Origin of the sequence: Pseudoalteromonas sp. KAN5, assembly GCF_022846535.1 — a bacterium.
GTDB lineage: Bacteria > Pseudomonadota > Gammaproteobacteria > Enterobacterales > Alteromonadaceae > Pseudoalteromonas > Pseudoalteromonas haloplanktis.
Window position 1 is genome coordinate 2,680,379 of record NZ_AP025589.1, and the last position, 23,944, is coordinate 2,704,322.

General features: G+C 41.7%; 16 protein-coding genes and 1 pseudogene. 4 read left to right on the plus strand and 13 right to left on the minus strand.

From position 1 onward, the window contains the following. Positions 1–43 precede the first annotated feature (43 nt). A complete protein-coding gene (locus KAN5_RS11925) occupies positions 44–1,222 on the minus strand; it encodes a response regulator (protein WP_138554985.1) in 1,179 nt (392 codons plus the stop codon). Positions 1,223–1,371: 149 nt separating this feature from the next. Then, a complete protein-coding gene (prlC, locus tag KAN5_RS11930) occupies positions 1,372–3,423 on the minus strand; it encodes an oligopeptidase A (protein ID WP_244389778.1) in 2,052 nt (683 codons plus the stop codon). A 126-nt stretch (positions 3,424–3,549) separates the two neighbouring features. Here prlC and gorA point away from each other — a divergent pair, with 126 nt between their 5' ends. The 4 genes from gorA (at position 3,550) to KAN5_RS11950 (ending at position 9,908) form a co-directional block, all read left to right on the plus strand. Further along, on the plus strand, positions 3,550–4,911 hold the full coding sequence (gene gorA, locus KAN5_RS11935) for a glutathione-disulfide reductase (RefSeq protein WP_016710086.1): 1,362 nt from the start codon (positions 3,550–3,552) through the stop codon (positions 4,909–4,911). Between the two features lie 779 nt (positions 4,912–5,690). Then, entirely contained in the window at positions 5,691–7,757 is a 2,067-nt protein-coding gene (locus tag KAN5_RS11940) for a hypothetical protein (protein ID WP_244389779.1), read from the plus strand. Between the two features lie 455 nt (positions 7,758–8,212). Then, positions 8,213–8,944 carry a glutaredoxin family protein gene (locus KAN5_RS11945; RefSeq protein WP_244389780.1) on the plus strand — a complete coding sequence of 244 codons (732 nt, stop codon included), beginning with the start codon at positions 8,213–8,215 and terminating at the stop codon, positions 8,942–8,944. A 115-nt stretch (positions 8,945–9,059) separates the two neighbouring features. Continuing rightward, positions 9,060–9,908, plus strand: a complete 849-nt coding sequence (locus KAN5_RS11950; RefSeq protein WP_016709496.1) for a mechanosensitive ion channel domain-containing protein — start codon at positions 9,060–9,062, stop codon at positions 9,906–9,908. A gap of 77 nt (positions 9,909–9,985) precedes the next feature. Here the strand turns inward: KAN5_RS11950 and KAN5_RS11955 are convergent, their stop codons facing one another. The 11 genes and pseudogenes from KAN5_RS11955 to KAN5_RS12005 all read right to left on the minus strand — a co-directional run bounded on the left by KAN5_RS11955 (position 9,986) and on the right by KAN5_RS12005 (position 23,774). Continuing rightward, positions 9,986–10,234, minus strand: coding sequence for a hypothetical protein (locus KAN5_RS11955; RefSeq protein ID WP_016709497.1), 249 nt, complete (start codon positions 10,232–10,234; stop codon positions 9,986–9,988). 29 nt (positions 10,235–10,263) lie between these two features. Further along, positions 10,264–10,833, minus strand: a complete 570-nt coding sequence (locus KAN5_RS11960) for a DUF2799 domain-containing protein (RefSeq protein ID WP_244389781.1) — start codon at positions 10,831–10,833, stop codon at positions 10,264–10,266. A gap of 274 nt (positions 10,834–11,107) precedes the next feature. Beyond that, entirely contained in the window at positions 11,108–12,547 is a 1,440-nt protein-coding gene (gene tldD, locus KAN5_RS11965) for a metalloprotease TldD (RefSeq protein WP_244389782.1), read from the minus strand. Next, positions 12,544–13,353 (minus strand): carbon-nitrogen hydrolase family protein, encoded by an 810-nt coding sequence (locus KAN5_RS11970; protein WP_244389783.1) that lies wholly within the window; start codon positions 13,351–13,353, stop codon positions 12,544–12,546. The genes tldD and KAN5_RS11970 overlap by 4 nt, the downstream gene beginning before the upstream one ends. Positions 13,354–13,363: 10 nt before the next feature. Next, positions 13,364–17,210, minus strand: a pseudogene (locus KAN5_RS11975) (YhdP family protein). Continuing rightward, a complete protein-coding gene (gene rng, locus KAN5_RS11980) occupies positions 17,210–18,682 on the minus strand; it encodes a ribonuclease G (protein WP_016709502.1) in 1,473 nt (490 codons plus the stop codon). Before rng ends, KAN5_RS11975 begins: the two are co-directional and overlap by 1 nt. A gap of 1 nt (position 18,683) precedes the next feature. Continuing rightward, positions 18,684–19,253 carry a Maf family protein gene (locus KAN5_RS11985; protein ID WP_016709503.1) on the minus strand — a complete coding sequence of 190 codons (570 nt, stop codon included), beginning with the start codon at positions 19,251–19,253 and terminating at the stop codon, positions 18,684–18,686. Further along, entirely contained in the window at positions 19,253–19,732 is a 480-nt protein-coding gene (gene mreD / locus KAN5_RS11990; protein ID WP_016709504.1) for a rod shape-determining protein MreD, read from the minus strand. The genes KAN5_RS11985 and mreD overlap by 1 nt, the downstream gene beginning before the upstream one ends. Continuing rightward, positions 19,725–20,567 carry a rod shape-determining protein MreC gene (gene mreC / locus KAN5_RS11995; protein WP_016709505.1) on the minus strand — a complete coding sequence of 281 codons (843 nt, stop codon included), beginning with the start codon at positions 20,565–20,567 and terminating at the stop codon, positions 19,725–19,727. The genes mreD and mreC overlap by 8 nt, the downstream gene beginning before the upstream one ends. Further along, positions 20,567–21,610, minus strand: a complete 1,044-nt coding sequence (locus KAN5_RS12000; protein WP_016709506.1) for a rod shape-determining protein — start codon at positions 21,608–21,610, stop codon at positions 20,567–20,569. The genes mreC and KAN5_RS12000 overlap by 1 nt, the downstream gene beginning before the upstream one ends. Positions 21,611–21,749: 139 nt before the next feature. After that, the gene (locus KAN5_RS12005; RefSeq protein ID WP_244389784.1) at positions 21,750–23,774 is read right to left on the minus strand and encodes a formylglycine-generating enzyme family protein; all 2,025 of its coding nucleotides are present in this window, start codon (positions 23,772–23,774) and stop codon (positions 21,750–21,752) included. Positions 23,775–23,944 lie beyond the last annotated feature (170 nt).

The window sequence follows — 23,944 nt, forward strand, 5'->3', positions numbered from 1 at the left end:
GTAAATAGCCCGCGAAGTATATCAACTGCTCAGCGTCATAGCACTAAAATAGCTCAATATCGGTTTGTGATGTAACGTCTTGAGTGTGTTCGGGGCTAGCAATTTTACTTAAACTGTCGATCAACTCACTACGCGAATCAATAATATGATTAAGCTGATGTTCAATAAAAGTTAAATCATCATTCAAGGTAGCTAACTGTAACTGCGTTTGCTCTAACTGCGCTATGTGTGATGTTAATGCCTGATCATCGGCAGCGCAGCTTTGTTGCAACAGTATGCGTAACTCTGCCAGCTGGGTTGCCAATACTGCGACTGTGCTTTCACGCGCTTCACTGCTGCCAAACAGTTGCGAGGCAAGCTCATTAAAGGCATTACCCACAGTGTGCGCTTGGGCTAGCGCTTTTTCGTTTACTTCCATATCTTGAATTTTCGCGTTAGTGACTTCCAAAATATGCGGGAATAAATCTTTATAACGGCCATACAGTGCCACATCATCAAGGGGCATGTTTTTAATTAAAATAGACACTTTAGGGTAATTAATTATCGTGCGGCTGCTAAAGTCAACAAACCGGTTTGAATAACGGTGCTTTTCTAACAGCTCTTGCTCTAATGGGCAAACGCCGCCATCATCAGTACACACCACTCCCACATCTTGATACCAAAAAGCCACCACCACATCGAGGTTTAACGGCCGGAAAAACTCAAAAAAATAGCTCGATAATGATTGCAGATCATGCGCGTGATACGTTTGCCCAACATATCGCATGATACGGCCCATATCGCCTGAATCTGTCATAGCTATTTCAGCGGTGATCTGCGCTCGCTCAACATCATTTTTTAACTTTATTGAATGCTGGCGGTACTGGTATAACACCCTAATGCGTGCCATTAATTCTTCGGCATTAAAGGGTTTAACAATGTAATCTGCGGCCCCTGCGTTATAGCCTTTAACGCGCTCTGGTAACTCACTCTTGCCAGATAAAAACATTACGGGGATATCTTTAGTCTGCTCATTATTTTTTAGTTCAGTACATACTTGATAACCGCTTTTCCCGGGCATTTCTACATCCAGTAAAATAATGTCGGGATTATATTTTAGTGCTTGTCTGAGTCCATCATCACCATTTTTAGCATGTATTAGCTGACAAAAACCTGCTAATGATTCTTCAATTACATGGTGAACGTACTTATCGTCATCAATCGCCAGTACCAGTTTTGTCATGCCCCATTCCTTTTTATTAATTACTTAAAAAGCATAGTACGGAGCTATTATTTTGCGACAATTTATTAGAATTCATCACCACACAGGCTAAATTAAACAATAAAAAAGCGCCAAATGGCGCTTTTAAAACAACTTAATGTACATAGTGCTTATGCTGCTATACCACTGTGGCGCAGTAATGCCTCAACACTTGGCTCGCGGCCACGGAAGTTCTTAAATAATTCCATTGGCTCTTCACTGCCGCCTTTTTCTAAAATATGTTGCATAAAGGCTTGGCCCGTTTCTGGATTAAAAATGCCCTCTTCTTCAAATTTAGAAAACGCATCAGCAGAAAGCACTTCAGCCCATTTATACGAGTAATAACCAGCGCTATAGCCACCAGCAAAAATATGGCTAAAACCATGTTGAAAACGGTTAAATTCAGGTGGCTTAACAACAGAGGTGTGGCTACGCACTTCGTCTAAGCGCGCTTGAATTTGGCATTCTTCACCCGCTTGGTAATCATTATGAATTCTAAAATCAAACAATGAGAATTCAATTTGACGTAACATTTGCATGCCTGAATTATAGTTTTTAGCTGCTAATAGCTTATCCAATAACTCTTTAGGTAATGGCTCGCCCGTCTCAAAATGACCGGAAATAAAATTAAGTGCTTCTTCTTCATAACACCAGTTTTCTAAAAATTGACTTGGTAGCTCAACAGCATCCCAGGCAACACCATTAATACCAGCAACCGGTGCCGCTTCAACTTGCGTTAGCATGTGATGAATACCATGGCCAAACTCATGGAATAAGGTTGTTACTTCGTTATGCGTAAACAATGCAGGCTTATCGCCAACCGCTTTATTAAAGTTACACACTAAATAGGCTACAGGAGTTTGCAACTCGCCGTTCGCACGAACTTTGCGGCCCATACAATCATCCATCCACGCACCACCACGCTTGTGATCGCGTGCATATAAGTCGAGGTAAAAACGACCACGCAAGGTATTGCTGTTATCGTAGATTTCAAAGAAGCGTACATCTTTATGATAACTGTCAAAGTCTTTTACTTCTTTTACGGTAATACCAAATAAACGATTTACTGTTTCAAACAAGCCGCTTAGCACTTTATCTGCTGGGAAATACGGACGCAGTACTTCGTCTGATATTGAGTATTTCTCTTGCTTTAGCTTTTCGCCATAATAGCCATAGTCCCACGCAGCAAGCTCGTCAATACCATGCTTATCTTTAGCATAAGCTTGTAACTCAGCGAGTTCTTGCTCTGCTTGCGGCTTAGATTTAGCGGCTAAGTCTTCTAAGAATGAGAATACCTGCTCAGGTGTTTCAGCCATTTTAGTTGCCAGTGATTTTTCAGCGTAGCTGGCAAAACCTAACAATTGAGCTAACTCATGGCGTAGCGCCAGTTCTTCACTCATAATTGCTGAGTTATCAAATTCACCCGCGTTAGGACCTTGATCAGACGCACGGGTGACAAATGCCGTATACGTTTCTTCCCGTAACTCGCGGTTATCTGCATAAGTCATAATTGGCAAGTACGATGGGAAATCTAACGTGAACACCCAACCATCTAATTCTTTACTTGCAGCGGTATCTGCCGCCAGCGCTAATGCCGATTCAGGTAAACCCGCAAGTTCACTTTCATTGGTAATGTGTTTTTGCCAAGCCAAGGTGGCATCCATTACATTATTACCAAACTTTGCAGCCAGCTCAGATAAACGCGCACTAATTTCGCCATAACGTTTTTGCTGCTCTGGTGCCAAGGCAATACCTGAAAGCTCAAAATCGCGCAGTGCATTAGTTATCGTTTTTTGCTCTGCTGTGCTTAGCGTTTTAAATTCATCACTGTTATGCAGTGCGTTGTAAGCTTCATACAAACCTTGATGCTGACCAACATAAGTTGAATACTCAGAGATAAGCGGTAAACACTGTTCATAGGCTTCGCGTAGCTCATCAGAGTTTACCACTGAGTTCATGTGCGATACGGGTGAGAACATACGTGATAACTTATCATCCACTTCTTCAAGCGGTAACACTAAGTCTTGCCAAGTGAACGATTTATTAGCCAACACTTCATCTATTTTTGCACGGCACTCATTGATGCCCGCTTTAAGCGCTGGCACAACATGCTCAGGCTTGATTTTAGAAAATGGCGGTAAGCCTTCAAGGCCTATTAGTGGGTTATTTTGTAAATCGCTCATGTTAGCTCTCAAGTCGTTTCGAATATGATTTTTAAGTTGGGGCGTATCTGTTGAAATACAAGGGGCTTTTAACAGGTCTTGCTTATGCTATTATCAAACCAATTGATTTATTTTTGAGGAATAACTATGGCTCAGCATTTTGACTACATTGCAATTGGCGGCGGCAGCGGCGGTATAGGGTCGGCTAACCGAGCAGCAATGCGCGGCGCAAAAGTAGCGTTAATTGAAGCAAAACATATGGGCGGTACCTGTGTGAACGTAGGTTGTGTACCAAAAAAAGTAATGTGGCATGGCGCTCAAGTTGCTGAAGCAATTAACTTATATGCCCCTGATTACGGCTTTAATGTTGAAGTAAAAGACTTTAACTGGAGCAAATTAGTTGAAAGTCGTGAAGCATACATAGGTCGCATTCATAAAGGCTATGATAATGGTCTTGCCAAAAACGGCGTTACCGTTATTAAAGGCTTCGCTAAATTTGTTGACAGTAAAACCGTTGAAGTAGACGGTGAGCTATACACAGCTGATCATATTTTAATTGCCGTAGGCGGTCGTCCTAGCATTCCAAACATTCCAGGTGCTGAACACGGTATTGATTCAAATGGCTTTTTTGAGCTGAATGAGCAGCCAAAACGCGTAGCCGTTGTTGGTGCAGGTTATATCGCGGTAGAAATTGCTGGTGTACTACATAGCTTAGGCACAGAAACCCACTTATTTGTTCGTAAAAATAAGCCACTGCGCACCTTTGACCCATACATCATCGACACCCTAGTTGATATTATGGCTAAAGAAGGGCCTACGTTACATACAGAATGTTCACCAAAAGAAGTAGTGAAAGAAAGCGATGGTAGCTTAACCATTCACTTTGAAAACGGTTACAGCCAAAACGTTGACCAAGTAATTTGGGCAATTGGCCGCACGCCAACGACTGATAAAATTAACCTTGAAGCCGCAGGCGTAGAAGTTAACGAAAGCGGTTATGTGAAAGTTGATGAGTACCAAAATACCACTGCTAAAAATGTCTACGCTGTGGGCGACATCATCGAAGGCGGTATTGAACTTACCCCGGTAGCGGTAAAAGCCGGTCGTACTTTATCAGAGCGCTTGTTTAATAAAGAGCTGCCAGATGATTTAAAAATGGATTACAGCCTAGTACCAACAGTGGTATTTAGTCATCCGCCAATTGGTACTATTGGTTTAACTGAGCAAGAAGCGATTTCACAGTACGGCAACGAAAACGTAAAAGTGTATAAATCAACGTTTGCAGCTATGTACACCGCCGTTACTCAGCACCGTCAACCTTGTAACATGATGTTAGTGTGTGCAGGTGATGATGAAAAAGTAGTTGGCTTACACGGCTTAGGCTTTGCTGTTGATGAAATGATCCAAGGTTTTGCAGTAGCCATGAAAATGGGCGCCACCAAAGCAGACTTTGATGCCGTTGTAGCGATTCACCCAACTGGCTCAGAAGAGTTTGTTACTATGAGATAGCTTCGGGCTTCGGGCTTCGGGCTTCGGGCTTCGGGCTTCGGGCTTCGGGCTTCGGGCTTCGGGCTTCGGGCTTCGGGCTTCGGGCAAATATTTAAAAACCTTGCTGTTCATGCTGCAAGGTTTTTTATTCAAACTAGACCTTCCAACTGCCCTAATCAGCTTCTAACGCCGAATAGTTTCTTCAAGCTTATTGGTTAAACACAAACTGTACGCGTATAGCGAATTTTAAGCGTGATATAACAGTTATCGGCTACTGCACAACTTCCTATGTAGCTCATATAAAGTGCAAATTGTGTTAGCGAATGATTTTCGTAACGCGATTTACACTAAGCTGCTCACCTGTCTCATGTAAATCTACGTGTATCCAAGGACAAGCTCGCTGCCGCCACACTGACCATGTAAACATTTAATCAACATTAACAAGCGATCTGTCGCCATTAGTAGAGTAGGAAGGTTTAAAAAAGTGCCTTGCTAGCGCTAGCTTGTCCAACACCAACTTTAGCAAATTGTTAACAGTTGACACAATGAAAAAAGGTACTATATTGTATAGCCAAGGCCAATAATGAACCAGAATCACCTAGTTTGATTGATTAAGTTAACGAGTCTGTGCTCATAAATAATGACGACATGGATATTTTACTTCAGAACATCATTTAAACCTTTTTACTCAATGCCGATTGGTGCTGAGTGCTAAACGCTATATTTGATGTTGTTCTAACACAAAAAGATAAACACTACGTTTGAAATATTTTTAACAAAAATGGTAGGTTAATTTTATAATGATAAATAAATATAGTAAGAAATTGTCTCAACAAAAAGCAGCTGCAATAGTGTTGCTTGCAGCGAGTTCCAGTAGTTTTTATACGGCTCATGCTGCAGAAAATAAAGTTTTTGTTGACGTTAATTTAGACACTAAACACCGTATTGGTAATATTGAAAACTTTGACCGTCAAAAATTTATTTCATTGCATTCCGCTCCAACAGAAAATGAGTGGGGTCATGATAATAGAGGAAATAACGCCAATCCCGACTTAATTGCTAGCTTTATTAATGGCTATGATGTGTATTTTGGACGTGATACGGGATACATGAAAAATCAATTATTTGCTCAAAAGCAGGATAGTAATCGTTTAGGTTTCGTTGATGAATCTGTTGTAACGGCCAAGGGCAACGCTGCAATTAACTTATTTAAAAATAGCAATGCAGATCAATTCGTTAATGCCCGACGTTTTAAAAATAGATCTAAAGATATGATTGTTGGTGGACAAGTTCATCCTTACTACCCTGACGGAACCAATATAGGTAATAGTAACTGGTCATTTTCGCAAAAAAATACTCAACAAGAGCCAATTGGTACCGCAACGGGCCACTACATGGGACAATTTTTACAAAAATATTTTGCACAAACAAATACAGCCCCAGGAGCGCCAAAACCAGCTTATTTAGAAGTTGTTAATGAACCTCTGTATGATTTAAATATTGCGCCTAAAAACGGACGAGATAAAGCTCCGATAGCTGATATTTTCAAATATCATAAAAGTGTCGCAAAAGAAGTTCGCAAAACTAATAATCAAACATTAAACAAAAATGTCAAAGTTGCAGGCTATACCGTTGCCTTCCCTAATTATGATTGGAATAATTTCGAACGCTGGGAAAATAATGACAAGTTATTCATTGATACGGCTGGTGCCGATATGGACGTATTTTCTATTCACTTGTATGACTTCCCTACTCATCCTCGTGGAGAAGAATATCGGCGCGGTAGTAACGTTGAAGCAACATTAGATATGTTGGAGCAATACTCAAACATTAAGTTTGGTCGAACGAAACCATTGTTAATTTCAGAATACGGTGCGTCAGTACATGCTTTGCGAAACAAACCTTGGACACATGTCAGAGATGCCGAAAAGCTACGTGGTTATAACGCACTATTAACTCAGTTTTTAGAACGTCCGGATGTAATAGCGAAAGCAATTCCATTCATCCCAGTTAAAGCTGAGTGGGGTCGCCACACTGACACGGGCTACCCTTATGAAAATCGATTAATGAGACAAGAGTTTGAGAAATATGGGCAGACGGGAACCGACTGGGTTTACACTGATTTAGTAAAATTCTTCCAATTGTGGTCTGATGTAAAAGGTGTGCATGTTGATAGTTGGGCATCTGATCTTGATATTATGGTCGATGCGTATGTAAGCAATAATAAAGCACATATCATTATGACGAGCTTGGAATTTCAAGATACTGATGTCTCATTAAAAGCGCTGGGCGTCGACGAAAATTCGGTTAAATCCGTTAAAATAAAAACATTGCTTTATGACAATAATAACCATGCGCTATTAGATACTAAAACGCTTTCATCGGTACCTGGAACCGTATTTTTACCAAAAGAAAGCACCAAGGTCATGACGATTACCTATCACAATAAAATTAATATTGATAAATTTAATCAACAACATAAGTACTATGCCACATCTTATAAGCAGCCAATAAGGGCGAATGTTGATATGTTTTTTAATATTCAAGATGTAGAAGTAGGTGCACAAGGTGAAGCAGTCTTACGCTTAGGTATCGGTCGCGCTCACGGTAAATCGCTAACTCCGATAGTAAAAGTGAATAGCGTGCCAGTGCAAGTACCAACCGATTTTAGAGGATATGACCAAAAACAAGGTAAAACTCGCAACGGACGTGCTAGCTTCTTTGGTGTAATAGAGATCCCAGTACCCCACAACTTACTGCAAAAAAGCAATTGGATACGTATTAACTTTAATGATGCTGGTGGATTTGTAACAAGCGCAGCTTTGCAAGTGGTCAATAGTAGTGATGAAATTATACGCTCACTTTAAAAGCAAAGGGTCAACCTAAGGGTTTCCCATTGTTTTTAATAGCGTTATTTAAAGAGATCGTTTTGCTCAAGCGATCTCTAAACCTCTTTTATAATTACCACCTTGAGTGTACTTTTTCGATAAGTAGCGTCCCTTTTAAACTTTACCTGAAAACGAAGTTCCTCCTCTTCAGCGCTAAATGTACCAGCATCTAATTAGAATAGTATTGCCACGAGGTTTTTTACATCCATGATTACGAAATGATGGTGAGTTGCTAAACTCGGTCAAAAGAATAAAAACGTTAGCTACTTTGCAGGTGCGACCCGGTGATGAATGCAGTTTTAACAATAACTAAGTTATAAACAGTGCTGGCACAGACCTTGTAAGTATTCAGTTATCGCAACAATTTGCCCTTGCTTGCTGTGTAATTAAGCAATTATTACGCAGTAAACAAGGCATTTTTACAAGGAGGCACTGTGTCTAAGTCTGCAATTTTATATCGCATGGTAACCGATGAGCATATTTGCCCGTTCGGCTTAAAATCAAAAGATTTACTAGCGCGTAATGGTTACGATGTTGATGATCGCCACCTTACCAGCCGCGAGCAAACTAATGACTTCAAACAGCAGCATGATGTAAAAACTACGCCACAAACCTTTATTGATGATAAACGTATTGGCGGGTACGATGACTTGCGTGATTTTTTCAACCTTTCTGATGCGGGTCAACAGGGCACAAGTTACACGCCGGTGTTAGCCATTTTTGCAGTCACTCTATTACTCAGCTGCGGGTTTAGTTTTGCCAGCGGCGACGCTTTATTATCAATGCAAAATCTAATGTTGTTTGTTGCACTATCGATGGCTGTTTTAGCCATTCAAAAGCTGCAAGACTTATATAGTTTTTCAAACTCATTTATTACCTATGACTTACTTGCCATGCGCGTGGTGCCTTATGCGTATGTTTATCCTTTTATAGAAGCCTATGTTGCCATTGGTATGGTAGCCAAATTACCAGCCTTAGCTGTGGCGCCGTTCTCGTTATTTATTGGCGGTATTGGCGCAGTGTCAGTATTTAAAGCGGTGTATATTGATAAGCGAGATCTTAAATGTGCCTGTGTGGGGGGCGACAGTAATGTACCACTAGGTTTTATCTCATTAACCGAAAACCTATTTATGATAACCGCAGGTATTTGGATGCTAGCTAGTTGATAAAACATAAAATAGTTTTGCCACTTTATTGCAGCTCTATCATGGTTAAAGCAGCAAAATTTCGCTAGTATGGCGTGGTGTTATTTTTTATTAACGCTTCATCAATTAGGAATTTATGAACAAAGATCTACTGCTCCACCCGGTACTTATTTCATTAGTCGTGATCACCATTGCCTTTAGCCTTAAAGCACTGGTTGATAGGTTTGCACGACATAAAGCACAGAAAAAAGAAAAAGATATTCGCTATATTTCGCACAATATTAAGCACTTTATTAACTTAGTAACTGTGCTTTTACTGTTATTCGTTTGGTCTACTGAAATTCAGAACTTTGCGCTGTCGATCGCGGCATTTGCGGTGGCTATTGTATTTGCAACCCGAGAGTTTATTCAGTGTGTAATTGGCTTTATCTATTTAGTTACCACGCGCCCATTTCGGGTTGGCGATTGGGTGCAGGTTGGTGAATATTATGGTGAAATAGCAGAAACCGATTGGATCAAAACCACTATGCATGAAATTGATATGCATACCTATCAGTTTTCCCGTAAGACTATTTATATCCCTAATAATAAGCTGATCACTAGCCCAATTAAAAACCTAAACTTTGTAAAACGTTTTACCACACACCACTTTAGTATTGTGCGTAAGGAAAGCTTTAATCCTTACCCTATCTATACCACTTTAAGTGATAAGGCAAAGCAATGCTGTGAAGAGTTCCAAGATGTAGCAGGACGCTATAACTCGATTATTGAAAGAAAGTTAGATGCTAAAATTTCCGGTCCAGAGCCAGAGATACACTTTAGTACCACTGATTTAGGTGAGTTTAAAGCCAGCTTTACGTTATTCTGCCCAACTGAAAAAGCGCTTGAAATAGAACATAAGCTAACCGAGTATTTTATGCAGCTTTGGTACAGCGAAGCTGCAAAACAAGAAAGCAGTAACACCTCACATAACAAAACGACTTAAGCTAATAGTTTAAGCTTACCACTATACGGTACAGCTTGACTCACTTGATTAAAAGTAAGTGAGCCAAGCTGTTAATGTTAGCCACCTGTTCTAAGATCTCGTTCAAACTCAGTTTCAGTTTTCACTGGCTGACAATGGGTTTGCACTGTACTTTTATTTGCCTCATCTTTGTCGGTGCTAAAAATGGTGTAGTTATAATCTGTTTCGACTTCACCACCTAGGCACTCATGCTCTGCATACACCTCATTGCTATGGCCATCTTTTATTTCTTGTGATGCACACCCAGCTAAGAGTAAAAACACCGTTAAAACGGATAAAAATTTCATAACATCCCCTGTAAAGCTACTTTAGTAAATTATAGTTCATATTCAAAATGCACTGAGGGAAGCTTGTTAAGTAATGGCAACAGCGATCTTTCTCTTATTAAATCATCACGCTCATCATCTAACATTCCTCGCTCCCTGTGCAGCTCTTTACGTTTATTACTGCCAACTGTTTCGGCACTTAACTCATCCCTAATGGTATTAAGACGCCAATTTATTTCATCAAGCCGCTGCTCTATTTCAGTTTTTCTTTCCTCAAGTTGATAACGATCATTCCCCTCTTGCCATGCTTTTCTAAACTGCGAGCTGTTACAAACACCATTATATGATTCGCCGCGTATGCCCAATGTGAAGCCGTTCTCAGGCTCACAATACACCGCAAGGCCTTGCTGATAACTAGCTTGATACTCATTTAACTGTGCAGTTATACCAAATTCACGGCAAGCGGATATAATTTCCTTTCCCCGCTCATATGTGTAGCCTTGTTGTCCATGGCTATAACCAAGCTCTCGCCAATTAGCTTGTGCACACTCTTGTTGAGATAAAGAAGTACACCCTGATAGCAAAATAAACAACAACAAAAGTAAAAACCGATAAGGCATTTTATTTCCTAATATATCAGGGGGTTAATAGAGTACCCATTTTGTATTAGCATTTAGGTAAAGTGAACAATAAAAATGTAACTAGATATTTTATGGTTTCACCATCGCTCTTCACCTTTACAACTTAAAAGCCAACGTCTGGAAGTACAATAAATAGTCGCATTTATAGACTTCTCAGCAGCAAATTTAACTTTGAGGTAAATAGAGTTCAATAAAAAACCTTGAGAGTGTGCACTTTCAAGGTTTTATTTATCGCGTTTGGCCGTTATAAAAATTAAGCTGTGCCACCCACTGTTAGGTTATCTATTTTCAGGCTTGGCTGACCAACGCCTACAGGGACGCTTTGGCCATCTTTACCACATACGCCTACGCCTTTATCAAGCGTTAAATCATTACCTACCATAGAGATTTGCTGCATAACCTCAGGACCGTTACCAATTAAGGTGGCACCTTTGATTGGCTGCGTAATTTTGCCATTTTCGATTAAATAAGCTTCAGAGGCACTGAATACAAATTTACCTGAAGTGATATCCACTTGGCCGCCACCAAAGTTAGGCGCAAAAATACCTTTTTTAACGGTGCTGATAATATCGGCTTGGCTGTGCTCACCGCCTAACATATAAGTGTTGGTCATTCGCGGCATCGGTAAATGGGCGTATGATTCACGGCGTGCGTTACCTGTTGGGTTAACGCCCATCAAACGGGCATTCATTTTATCTTGCATGTAGCCTTTTAAAATACCGTTTTCGATTAGAACGTTATAGGCTGCTGGCGTGCCTTCATCATCAACATTTAATGAACCACGACGATCGGCAATAGTGCCATCATCAACCACTGTACATAGCTCAGATGCCACTTTTTCGCCCACCTTACCACTAAACGCAGAGGCACCTTTGCGGTTAAAGTCACCTTCAAGACCGTGGCCTACGGCCTCATGCAGTAATACCCCCGGCCAGCCTGCACCAAGTACGACTTCCATCGTCCCAGCCGGTGCATCAACCGCCTCAAGGTTTACTTTAGCTTGGCGTACCGCCTCTTCAGCGTATTCCATCCAACGTGGTTTGCCATCAACTAACTCTTTAAAATAACCATAATCTAAACGCGCGCCACCACCTGCACCACCGCGTTCGCGACGGCCATTTTTCTCTAGTAATACCGAGCAGTTTAAGCGAATTAACGGACGGATATCGGTGGCAAATGTACCATCACTGGCCGCTATTAATACTTCTTCATAGACCGCTGACATTGAACTGATCACTTGCTCTGCATCAGGGGCTAGTTCGCGAATATAGTTCTCAAGCTCGCGCAATAAACTTACTTTGTCGGTATCGCTCATACTTTGAATAGGTTGTAACGGGGCAAATTGTTGTTTTGCTGCTACATCACTAAATACTTGAATCGCTTTGCTTTCGCCTGCTTCGGCAATGCTACGTGCTGCGGTTGCCGCCTTATTTAGGGCTTCGAGGTTAATTGCGTCAGAGTATGAAAAACCGGTTTTTTCACCGCTAACGGCGCGTACTCCAACACCGCGCTCAACGTTGTAAGAGCCTTCTTTAACTAAACCGTCTTCAAGCACCCATGATTCGTGGTGACTTGATTGAAAATAAAGATCTGCGTAATCAACGTTATGTTGATGAATAAAACCGAGCGTTTTTTCGAGTTCTTCTCGATTTAGCTGGCTGTCGTGTAGTAAATGCTGTTCAACCGAATTCATAATAAATGCTCTCTAAATCGTTGGTGAGATTGCACTGGCATATCTCGACGAATGGCGTGCAAGCGGTTTAAATCTGGCTGACAGCCAATAAACCCTGTGCCATTTGCAAGCTCGCTGAGGACATCGCCCCAAGGAGAAATAATAATACTATGGCCATACGTTGCACGACCATTTTCATGCAGCCCCGCTTGGGCAGCGGCAATCACATAACTTTGGGTCTCTATTGCCCGCGCTGTGAGTAACGGCTGCCAATGAGCGGCGCCGGTTACCGTAGTAAAAGCGCTGGGCACTAAAATGATTTCAGCCCCTGCACGTTGCAAGGCACTAAATAGGCCACTAAAGCGCAGATCATAACATACTGTTAAGCCTATTTTACCAAACGGCGAATCCACTACAACGATATCATTGCCCGCTTGCGTATAGTTAGACTCACGATACGCCCCCGTACCGTCCGCCACATCTACATCAAATAAATGCATCTTGTTGTATTGGGCGACTACGTCACCTTGATTATTAAAAAGCAAAGAGGCAGCAAAATATTTGTCGTGCTCAGTGGCTATAGGTATAGTGCCTGCAGCAAGCCAAATATCGTACTGACGACATAAGTTACTTAATTGCTGAAGATACATATCAATTTGCTTAGCAATGGCAAGCGTTTGTTGACCACTTTTACTAAATACTAAAAAGCTTTCAGGTAAACAAACAAGTAATGGTCTGGTTGCTGGCAGTTGTTGTAGCTGCTGCGTAAACTGCTCGATATTGGCATCAGCAGACAACCCTGAGCACATTTGTAATGCAACTATCATGGCTTACTCCTTACTGCGTGGCTGTAACAGCGGCATCTTTGAGTGTTAACTCATCTGATGTAGATGCTTGAGGTTGATTTTGTGCAGCTTGTGGAATAGTCACTTCGCGACTTTTACGATCAACTTCTTGTACAACAGGATCGTTCATACTGCCCGTCACTTTAAAGTTTATTTCTGAAATAACCCGCGCGGAATGAATCACCTTATCAATCGCCAGCGCAGCTAACCCCGTCACAGGATTAACCATCCAAGCAACAATCACAGGAATACTTGAGGTCACTTGCGGCGCCACAGCTAAGTCGTAATCAATTTCCATAGTATTGAGGTTAGTGTGGCCTTTAATCGTTAAATCCGCCGGTACGCCATCCATTTTGGTGTCTTGCGTGTACGCTATCCCTTTATCTAACTGCATTGTTCCTTGTAGGCTGTTATAGAAAAAACCTTTTGAAAACACATCCCTAAAATCGAGTTTTAGTTTTCGCACTAGAGAGTCAAGGCTAAGTAACGAAAACACCCGTGCCCCACCGTCGCTGATCTCAGCTAAATGCCCTTCACCTAAACGCCAATCTAACTCCCCTGACAAGCTAGCTATATCAAATAAATAAGGCGCGTCTTGCCACGCAAGGTTAAATTTAATGTCAGCAGTCGAATCTTTTACAGTGGTGGTGATATCAAATTCATCAAATAGCTCGCCAATATCGTCGCTTTGCATATTGCCATTAAACTGGCTCGTGCCTTTTTGCCATTGCCCTCTTGCTCGCAATATATGCTCACCTTTATCAACCACTAATTCGGACACGGTGAGTTTATGGCCGTCACCATAAAGTGATGCACTCACTTTATCGAGTTGGTAAGTGGCAACTTTACAGTCAGCACATTCAAACTCAATGGCGGGTAAGTCACTTAGCCAGCTGTAATCTTGCTCTGTGTCTGATAGGGGTAATTCATCCGTGGTGGGCATAAAATTAACCCGTAAATAATCACTAGCAATATGAATTGGTCGACTTGATTTATCTAGTGGTATCAGCACTTGCGAGCGAAGCTCTTTAGCGTTAAGGCGCAAGCTTAAATCACTAGCAATAGGTGCTAAACGCATTTCAAAGTCATGAAAGGCAATATCGGCTACAGTTAATTGCTGTATCGTGCCCACAACCTCTTTCAGTGGTGGCAATACACCTTGTGTATCCGATTCTACTTGGCTAACTGTAATGATCTGCTGGATCAAGTCTAGCCAAGGTAATAAATCCGTTTGCTCTAAATCAATGGCTACACTAAGGTCTTGTTGGTTTAACCCTAAATCTTGTTCGCCTAAAATAAGGTGCGCATTACTAAATATGCCGCTGCTATTGACTAAAATACCGTTGAAATATAAATTTTCATTAATATTTGCAGTGATCAAATTAGAGATTTCATCGCCTTGAATAACCGCAGTTAGCGGCCAAGGTTCAGTAACCTTTTTACTATAAGGCGCAGGCAGTTCACTGCTCAACCCTTGTAGCTGCGAACTCACATTTGCGCGATAATTAAAACCATCTGTCAAAAAGTTAAGCGCAAGATTAATCGCCACTTCACTTTCGCCATGCAGGTAATCTTTTAATAAACCTTGGCCATGTGAAATTAAGGTATCGGCATCCAGCAGCGCTTTTATATCTATATCGGCACGGTAGTTTTGCGCAATACTTTTGCCCTGAAAGTTTACTTTTAGTGGCATGCCTAACCAATTGGCTTGCGCATTTTTTAAGGTGATCTGATCATCATTAAAATAGAGTTTACCGGTTACACCTTCCAGCTGAAGTCCTGGCTGTGCTAAATACACGGGCAGATTGTTTAAATTAACGGTGCCTTTGGCTTTTACATCAAGCTCATTCAAATCAACAAGTAGCTCAATATTAGCGCTGGCATTGCCCTTACCTTGGATCACCTCAAATACGTTCGCTAATGGATCGGCAATTGGCGTTGCTTTAAAAAACGGTAATAGCTTTTGCACATCTGCCTGCTTGTTAATTTTTACGCTTAGCACATCCGCATTCATCAAATCCGCAATACTCACATGCACAGCATCAGCAACAGCTAAATTGACCAATTGCCCCTGTTGAGAATAAATGTCCATACGCTGATTTTCAAAGTGCAATTTTGCACGACCCTTAGTTACTGCAGGCCAATCAGGAGTAAACTGGTAATGTGCGTTATCAACTTGGGCTAACACCTCAAACTGCCCTGAATTATCGGCAAACGGAAAGCCGGTTAATGGTCCTGAAAACAACACTTGCGCCAGAGTAAGCTCGCCACCTTTAATTGCCCCGGTTAAGTAATCAACTAGGCTTGCTGTCATTACTGGCCGCGGGAAATAATGACTGGCGATACTAGCGTCAGGTGCAAAGGCTTCAGCGTATAAATCAAGTCGCGGTTGTTCGCCTAAGCTGAGCTTCATTTCGCCAGCAAGGGTAACTTCGTCGTTATCAAGCCAAATATTATCACTGCTGATCTGCCAACCTTGTTCGCTATTGGCTAAATCAATTTGCATATTAAGCTGATTATACTTAATAGGGTGACTAAAGGTGTCACCGGTCAGTAGTTCGTTATTTTCACCAAACAGGTTTATCCGACCCCGATCTTGATTTATCAAGCCATCAACCAATACCCCTTGGACTGCGGGTACGCCTTGCTTAGCAAGCCAACCTATCTGCTGTGCTTCAAACCATAACTGCCACTGCTGCGCAGAGCTAAATTGCAAATATGCATGCTCAACTTGGCCGCTAGGCTGACGAGTTAATAGCGGCTCTAAAGCTGAAAAATCACTAAGTTGCGCCAGTTTTGTGACTAGCTCAAAGTCCAACTGCTGCAACCAAAATTGCTGCTGGTTGTTATCTAACTGCGCTTCAAATTGAAAATCTGGCCACTGTTGTTGATCATTGGAAATAGCAAGCCCAGAGCTCTTTAACCGCCAACCTTGTTGCCATGGGTAGAGCTCAAATCCCCCTTCACTTAAACTAAATTGGTGGCTCTTTGTATCTTGCTGCCAATGAATAAAACTCGGTAACCATTTAACCGTAACATCTTTGATCAAGCCATTCTCAATACTTAACCATGACTCTAAGTTGATATCTGAATTAAACTGCTCTTTCTCGGTATTTATGTATTGCGCTAACCATTTAGAGACATCAACATTACTGGCTTGCACATAAATATCGCCTAGCATGGTCTCAAGAGTTGAACCTGTCAGCGCCAAGCGCGCATCGAAGGTGCCGACTGAAATCCCCGGTACAGCGAGCGTGCCGCTGCCTAAGTGTTGCTCAGGCTGGTTTTGCCAAACGATGTTTTCTAGAATTAAACGGCGTTCTTTACCGTCGCCTAACATAAAATTAAGGCTACTATTTTCAACGGCAAAATGCCCTGTTTCACACCAAAAATAACCCTTCAATCAGCTCTTTTTGTTCAAACGATACATCACCACTTTTTGAATCCAACATAGTTGGCAGATCAACATTTGCATGAAAGCCGTTGATCACAAAGTAACTCGATTTTAATTGCCGAGTTTTAATGGTTTCCCATATGTTTAGCTCAAGGCTGGCTTTGGCAATAGTGAGTGCAATAGGCGAGGTTTTATTATCTTCAAAGCTTATCTCTTCCAATACTATGGCAGGCCCTTTGCCATGCCAACTGGCAGAAATAGCCCCAATCGATAAGTTAACGGCAAACTTATCAAATAGGTAGTCTTCAATGTCCCCTTTGTAGTCATTAGCATACGGTAGAGTATATTTAAGAACTGAAACAACAACGGCCAGCAATACCAGTGTTATGGCACATATTTGCCATAACTTGCGGATACAAAAAAAACAGACCGTCTTTGCTTTCATTACATCATAACCACATCAAACTGTTCTTGACTATACAGACTTTCGGTTTGGATACTGACTTGCTTGCCAATAAATAATTCAAGCTCAGCAAGGTTATGATACTCATCATTCAATAGCGCTTCACTAACCGCAGGCGCTGCATAAACCATAAATTTATCAGCAGCATAGGCGCGGTTTACGCGTACAATCTCACGCAGTATTTCATAACAAACCGTTTCCACTGTTTTTTGCGAACCACGCCCAGAACAAGCCGGACACACGTCACACAAAATATGCTCCAGACTTTCACGAGTACGCTTTCGGGTCATTTCCACTAACCCCAGTGCTGATAAGCCATTGATATTCGATTTAACGCGGTCTTTGGCTAACGCAGATTCCAATGAATGCAATACGCGACGTTTATGTTCTTCGCTTACCATATCAATAAAGTCGATAATGATAATCCCACCTAAATTGCGTAGCCTAAGTTGGCGAGCAATGGCTGAGGTGGCTTCTACGTTAGTGTTAAAAATGGTTTCTTCAAGATTGCGGTGACCTACAAATGCCCCCGTATTTACATCAACTGTGGTCATCGCCTCAGTTTGATCGATAATTAAATAGCCGCCAGATTTTAAGGTTACTTTGCGATGTAGCGCTTTTTGAATTTCGTTTTCAACATCAAACAAATCAAAAATAGGTCGCTCGCCTGGGTAGTACTCTAATGCCTCAGAAAGAATAGGCACAAACTCTGCTGTAAAGCTTTTCAACTCTTCATAGGTAAGTTTTGAGTCAACCCGAATGCGTTCCATGTCTTCACCTACGTAATCACGTAAAGTGCGAAATGCTAAGGTTAAATCTTCATGAAGAATACTTTCTTTACTGGTTTTTTTGCGCTTCGTGACTATTTTTTTCCAAAGTTTTTTTAAAAACTCAGCATCGTGGCGCAGCTCAGCTTCGCTGGCTCCTTCAGCAGCAGTACGAACGATAAAGCTGCCGTCTTCGTCGCCATATTCACCAACAATGCTTTTTAAGCGCGCACGCTCTTCTTCACTTTCAATACGCTGACTGACTCCAACATGGGTGGCATCAGGCATAAAGACTAAGTAACGAGATGGGATTGTGATATCTGTGGTTAAACGCGCACCTTTAGTGCCAAGTGGATCTTTAACCACTTGCACCATAATGTACTGACCTTGGCGAACTAATTCGCGAATATCTTGTACTTTTTTGATGGGTTGCTCGTCAACACCTTCAACAATCGAGGCGCTGTTAACGATATCAGAGGCATGTAAAAAAGCCGCTTTATCTAAACCTATATCAACAAATGCAGCTTGCATCCCCGGCAGCACGCGGCTTATTTTGCCAAGGTAAATATTACCGACGATACCTAAATTGCCAATACGTTCTAGTTGAATTTCTTGTAATACACCGTTTTCAATCAGGGCAACACGGCTTTCACTTGGTGTGACGTTGATCAGTAATTCTATACTCATGTTACCTACTTAAGAATTCGCTTAATAATTTTTCGCACTCATATAAAGGTAAGCCGACAACCGCAAAATAGCTACCCGAAATATGAGTAACAAAGCGCCCACCTAATCCTTGAATGCCATAACCTCCGGCTTTATCTTGTGGCTCACCACTTTGCCAGTAGGCTTCTAATTCTTGTTCTGAGAGTGTTTTAAAGCTCACTTGAGTTGTTACAACACAGCTCATTACTCGTTGTTCAGTTGCAAACGCAATGGCCGTTAATACTTCATGGCTGCGCCCTGACAAACGCTTTAGAGTTGCCATAAAGTCAGCTTTATCACGCGGTTTGCCAAGAGATTGGTTATCAATAACAACAACGGTATCACTACCGAGTACTGGGCGATCTGTGTATCCCATTGCAACCCCGGCTTGCGCTTTTAAACGCGCTAAACGCTCAACAAGTTCGAGCGGGGTTTCATTTGCTAGTGGGCTTTCATCAGCATCAACACTAAATTGTGAGAATGGGACGCCAAGCTGAGTTAGCAACTCTTTGCGCCTTGGGGAAGCTGACGCTAAATAAATGGCGGTTTGCATTATCTGATCCTGAAATGACGACGATACTTACGTAACAATAAGAAAATCCAAGGCCAACTTAACATGCCAGTTACGACAGGCCATAAATACTGCGGGTTAAAATAAACATCCATTAAAAAATGATTCAACCAAAACTGCATTAAATGATACAAGGTTAAAAACAAGCCAACGAGTATTGCTTGCTGCCAAATTGAAAAGTTACGAATTTTTTGAAAGTTACTGGCAGTGACAAAAATACAAATTGAATACGTCAGTGAGTTAACCCCAAGTGGTGAACCTGTAGCCAAGTCAATTAATAGCCCCACCACCCAAGCAGTACCAATATTTAGTCGATGTGGTACCGCTAACGACCAATACATTAATACTAATAACACCCAATCAGGACGAAAGGGCTCAAACGAAAAGGGTAATGGCACCAATGCCATGATCAAAGCGAAAAAGATGCTCACGGCAATTAACAAAAAGTAGCGGCTATTCATTACTAATAGTTTCCTGCTGATTACGCCATAAGATCACAAGTAAACGGATCCGATCTAACTGCGCAATTGGCTCTGCGTAAACTTGTGCAAATGGCTGGCCTTCATCACGATTAATTTCAGTTACCACAGCCACAGGGTAACCTTCAGGAAACGTACCACCTAGCCCCGATGTCACCAATACATCGCCAATGCGTACATCTAAGCTGTGTGGAACATGAGAGAGCTTCACTGCATTAATTTTACCAATGCCTTCAACCACAGTACGCACATCATTACGCAAAATACGCACAGGTGTGGCATGGGTTGTATCGGTCATCAGTAATACACGAGAGGTTGTTGAACCAACTTTAGTAAGCTGCCCGACAACACCCATTTCATCAATAACCGCTTGCCCTTCACTTATTCCATCAATAGTGCCACGGTTGATCACCACTTGATGGCTATAAGGATTAGAGTGCACTGAAAGCACTTGCGCGATTATCTTACGATTTGAGTGTTTAGCAGAAGACCCTAATAAAGCGCGAAGCTTTTGGTTTTCTTTGCTTAAAAATTGATATTGCTGAAGCTGCTCACTTTGCAGTAATTGTTTTTTCTTTAGTGCTTCGTTTTCTGTCAGTAGTTGATCGCGCGTGTGCAAGCTTTTAGCGCCAAGGCTAAATACTTCATAAGGCAAGTTAGCTAAATACAGTAACGGGCTCACTAAGGTATTTAAACTCGTGCGTACTGTAGTGCCACCTTGGGTATAGCGATCGCCGACGATCAACATAACACTCAATACCACTGCGACGAAAAGCCGCAGTTGTAAAGAAATGGCACGCCCAAACATTAATTTCATTAGTCGTAACTAAATACGTCACCACCGTGCATATCTATCATCTCAAGTGCTTTACCGCCACCACGTGCAACACAGGTTAATGGATCGTCAGCAACCACAACAGGTATACCAGTTTCTTCCATTAATAAACGGTCTAAATCTTTAAGTAATGCACCACCGCCGGTTAATACCATACCTTTAGCAGAAATATCTGATGCCAGCTCTGGCGGCGATTGCTCAAGTGCAACCATCACAGCGCTGACAATGCCCATTAATGGCTCTTGTAAGGCTTCTAGGATTTCATGCGAGTTTAGCGTGAATGAACGCGGCACACCTTCAGCAAGGTTACGACCACGTACTTCAATTTCAATCGGCTCATCTGTTTTAAATGCAGAACCAATTTGGTGCTTGATATTCTCAGCTGTTGCTTCACCAATTAAGCTACCGAAATTACGACGCACATAGTTAATGATTGCTTCGTCGAACTTATCACCACCGATACGCACCGATGATGAATACACTACGCCGTTAAGTGAAATAATAGCAACTTCAGTTGTACCACCACCGATATCAACAACCATTGAGCCGGTTGCTTCTGATACAGGTAAGCCAGCACCAATAGCTGCAGCCATTGGCTCTTCAATTAAGTAAACTTCGCGAGCACCCGCGCCCATTGCTGATTCACGAATAGCACGTTTTTCTACTTGCGTTGCACCACACGGTACACAAATAAGAACCCGTGGGCTTGGACGCATAAAGTTATTGTTATGCACTTGCTTGATAAAGTGTTGTAACATTTTTTCAGTTACATAAAAGTCAGCAATTACACCATCTTTCATCGGGCGAATAGCTTTAATATTACCAGGTGTTCGGCCAAGCATTTGCTTCGCCTCAGTGCCTACAGAGGCTACACTTTTAGGACCACCAGCGCGTTCTTGACGGATCGCAACGACAGATGGTTCATTAAGGACAATGCCTTCGTCTTTGACATAAATGAGGGTGTTGGCTGTACCCAAGTCGATCGATAGATCGTTTGAAAAAATACCACGGAGTTTTTTAAACATGAGGCTGGATGACCTTTGAAAAACGTTCTTATGTTAGCTAATGCACTTTAACATGCTGAACCAGTTCAGCAATAAAAAGCGTAGCTACCTTTGTTAATTAGTTAAAAAAGGAAGCATTGCTTCCTTTTTAAATTATTTTTTATCGTTCGCGTACTAGACGAAAACCGATATAGTTTGCACGAAAGTCCGGCGCCAAAATCAAACGCGTTGAGGCACGAGCTAAACTTGGCGCAAAATTCCACGCCCCACCACGAACAGTTACATCCGATTGTTCAGCTGACTTATGAGTCCATTCCCATACATTTCCTACCGTGTCATAGAGGCCAAATGCATTAGGTGCAAACGAGCCTGTTGGCGCTGCACTTTTATTTGACCATTCACTACCACACCAACCACAATTGGCTAAATTCTTACCTATTTCGTTACCCCATGGGTATTCAGTTTTCGTACCAGCGCGTGCTGCATACTCCCACTCAACTTCATTTGGTAAACGATATTGTTGACCTGTTTGACCAGACAACCACTCAGCGTACGCTTTGGCATCATTGTAAGTTAAGCACACTGCAGGAAAGTCACTGCTTTGCTCAAAACCTGGATTACGCCAATTTAAATTAACTTCCCAAACGGGTTCGCCATTTAGGTAATAAGCACAACCACGATTACGCTCAGCTTCGGTTTTATAATTCGTATTAGAAACAAACTGCTGATAAGCACCCACAGTCACTTCTTTATTTTGCATAGCGAATGAGTTTGCTATTACTTTCTCAACAACTGGGCGCTCATTAGCAAGCCCATTACCGTTGATATCACCCATCTCAAACTTACCAGCTGGAATTACAACCATCGCAGCAGCGGCATTATCACCTAATGCAGTACTGGCCACCGGTGTCGTATTACGTTGCTCGCTAGTGTATGTCGGTGCAGCAATCGACTCAGGCTTTTTTACCAGCTTAGCGTGAATTGTCTGCGGCTTTCGTAAATCAACTCGAACGCGATAAGGCTGATACCCTTGTTTACGCACTTCAACATCATGAATACCACTTGGTAAAGTCGTTACCAACCGTGTTGAACCAAAGCTCACGCCATCAATAAACACTTCATCGTCATAAACATTTGAACGCAGTGTAAATTCAATCATTTTATTGGCATCTGCCTGCGGCTTAACCGTTGGCATTGGCATAGGCTTAACTGAATAATCGCGTATCGGTTGCTCACTCATACGCGACACCGAAACATTCGCATTATCCTTGCTATCACTGAATGTTAACTGACTATCTGTAAAAGTCGTATCGTAACTTGTTTGATAACCAGTGCTAAGTGGTGTGCCGTACTCTGAACAGTAACGATTATCAACACTTAATAAACTGCATAAACGGCTGCTATTTACATCACCACGCATAGTAACACTTAAGTTTACGTTGTAATTACCTTGGCCACTAAAGGCACTATTAACTACATGACTACTTAACACTTGTACCTGAGCACCCGCCATATTGCGTTTAGGCTCTACTAAGCGCTCTTCTGTTAAGTTAGCAAATATTTGGTCAACAAAGCGTTTGGTTGCTTTTTGTAGGCCCATTTGCTGGCCGCGTTGCTCACACGCTGCTAACGTTTCGGTACGTTTACAGTTGATAGTATGGTTAACTTCCAATGTACCTTCACGAGTAAATTCGTTGCGTAAGCGCTCAACTCGAGCCGTTGTTAATTGCTCTTTTAAGCTTTCGAGTGTATTTAACTGGGTATGTTTTGCTACGCGAATTTGTTCAATGTCTTTGCGGTGGGATGCAATTGCCGCCAACTGCATCGCGATATCATCTTTATTTTGCTTATGATCAACCACAGCCTGCTGATAACGCGCTTGTGCAGCACTGATATCAATAGTGGGATCGTCAATTAAACGACGATACATTTCATTCATGGCATCAAGCGCTTGATTTTTTTCTTTATCTAACTCAGTTGAACGAGTTCGTAGTAAATCTAGTTGGCTTTGTAACTGACTTTCTTCTTTTAAGTGTTTTTCAAGTATCTGTGTAGCGTTATCGTATTCAGCTTGTTTAATACTAATCTCAGATTCAATTCCAGTAACCGTGGCTGTATCTTGTGCAAATGCACTTGATGCAATCAAGCTAGCTGAAATTAATAGAGATAAAGGAGCAATTCGCATATATTCCATTCCCAAAAAGCGGCAATTATTTGGTCATTATTTATTTTTTATAATTAAACTCTTATGCTATGTACTTGCAAGGCAAAACACAAGCTTTGTTCAAAAATTATCTGAGTTTACAACTATTCACACTAGTCTTGCCAGTAAATAACCGATTCATTGCCTGAAAA

Bases quoted from the DNA above. Each gene is read 5' to 3' on its own strand.
- KAN5_RS11925 (WP_138554985.1), bottom strand. From the start codon at position 1,222: ATGACAAAACTGGTACTGGCGATTGATGACGATAAGTACGTTCACCAT.
- prlC (WP_244389778.1), bottom strand. From the start codon at position 3,423: ATGAGCGATTTACAAAATAACCCACTAATAGGCCTTGAAGGCTTACCG.
- gorA (WP_016710086.1), top strand. From the start codon at position 3,550: ATGGCTCAGCATTTTGACTACATTGCAATTGGCGGCGGCAGCGGCGGT.
- KAN5_RS11940 (WP_244389779.1), top strand. From the start codon at position 5,691: ATGATAAATAAATATAGTAAGAAATTGTCTCAACAAAAAGCAGCTGCA.
- KAN5_RS11950 (WP_016709496.1), top strand. From the start codon at position 9,060: ATGAACAAAGATCTACTGCTCCACCCGGTACTTATTTCATTAGTCGTG.
- KAN5_RS11955 (WP_016709497.1), bottom strand. From the start codon at position 10,234: ATGAAATTTTTATCCGTTTTAACGGTGTTTTTACTCTTAGCTGGGTGT.
- KAN5_RS11960 (WP_244389781.1), bottom strand. From the start codon at position 10,833: ATGCCTTATCGGTTTTTACTTTTGTTGTTGTTTATTTTGCTATCAGGG.
- tldD (WP_244389782.1), bottom strand. From the start codon at position 12,547: ATGAATTCGGTTGAACAGCATTTACTACACGACAGCCAGCTAAATCGA.
- KAN5_RS11970 (WP_244389783.1), bottom strand. From the start codon at position 13,353: ATGATAGTTGCATTACAAATGTGCTCAGGGTTGTCTGCTGATGCCAAT.
- rng (WP_016709502.1), bottom strand. From the start codon at position 18,682: ATGAGTATAGAATTACTGATCAACGTCACACCAAGTGAAAGCCGTGTT.
- KAN5_RS11985 (WP_016709503.1), bottom strand. From the start codon at position 19,253: ATGCAAACCGCCATTTATTTAGCGTCAGCTTCCCCAAGGCGCAAAGAG.
- mreD (WP_016709504.1), bottom strand. From the start codon at position 19,732: ATGAATAGCCGCTACTTTTTGTTAATTGCCGTGAGCATCTTTTTCGCT.
- mreC (WP_016709505.1), bottom strand. From the start codon at position 20,567: ATGAAATTAATGTTTGGGCGTGCCATTTCTTTACAACTGCGGCTTTTC.
- KAN5_RS12000 (WP_016709506.1), bottom strand. From the start codon at position 21,610: ATGTTTAAAAAACTCCGTGGTATTTTTTCAAACGATCTATCGATCGAC.
- KAN5_RS12005 (WP_244389784.1), bottom strand. From the start codon at position 23,774: ATGCGAATTGCTCCTTTATCTCTATTAATTTCAGCTAGCTTGATTGCA.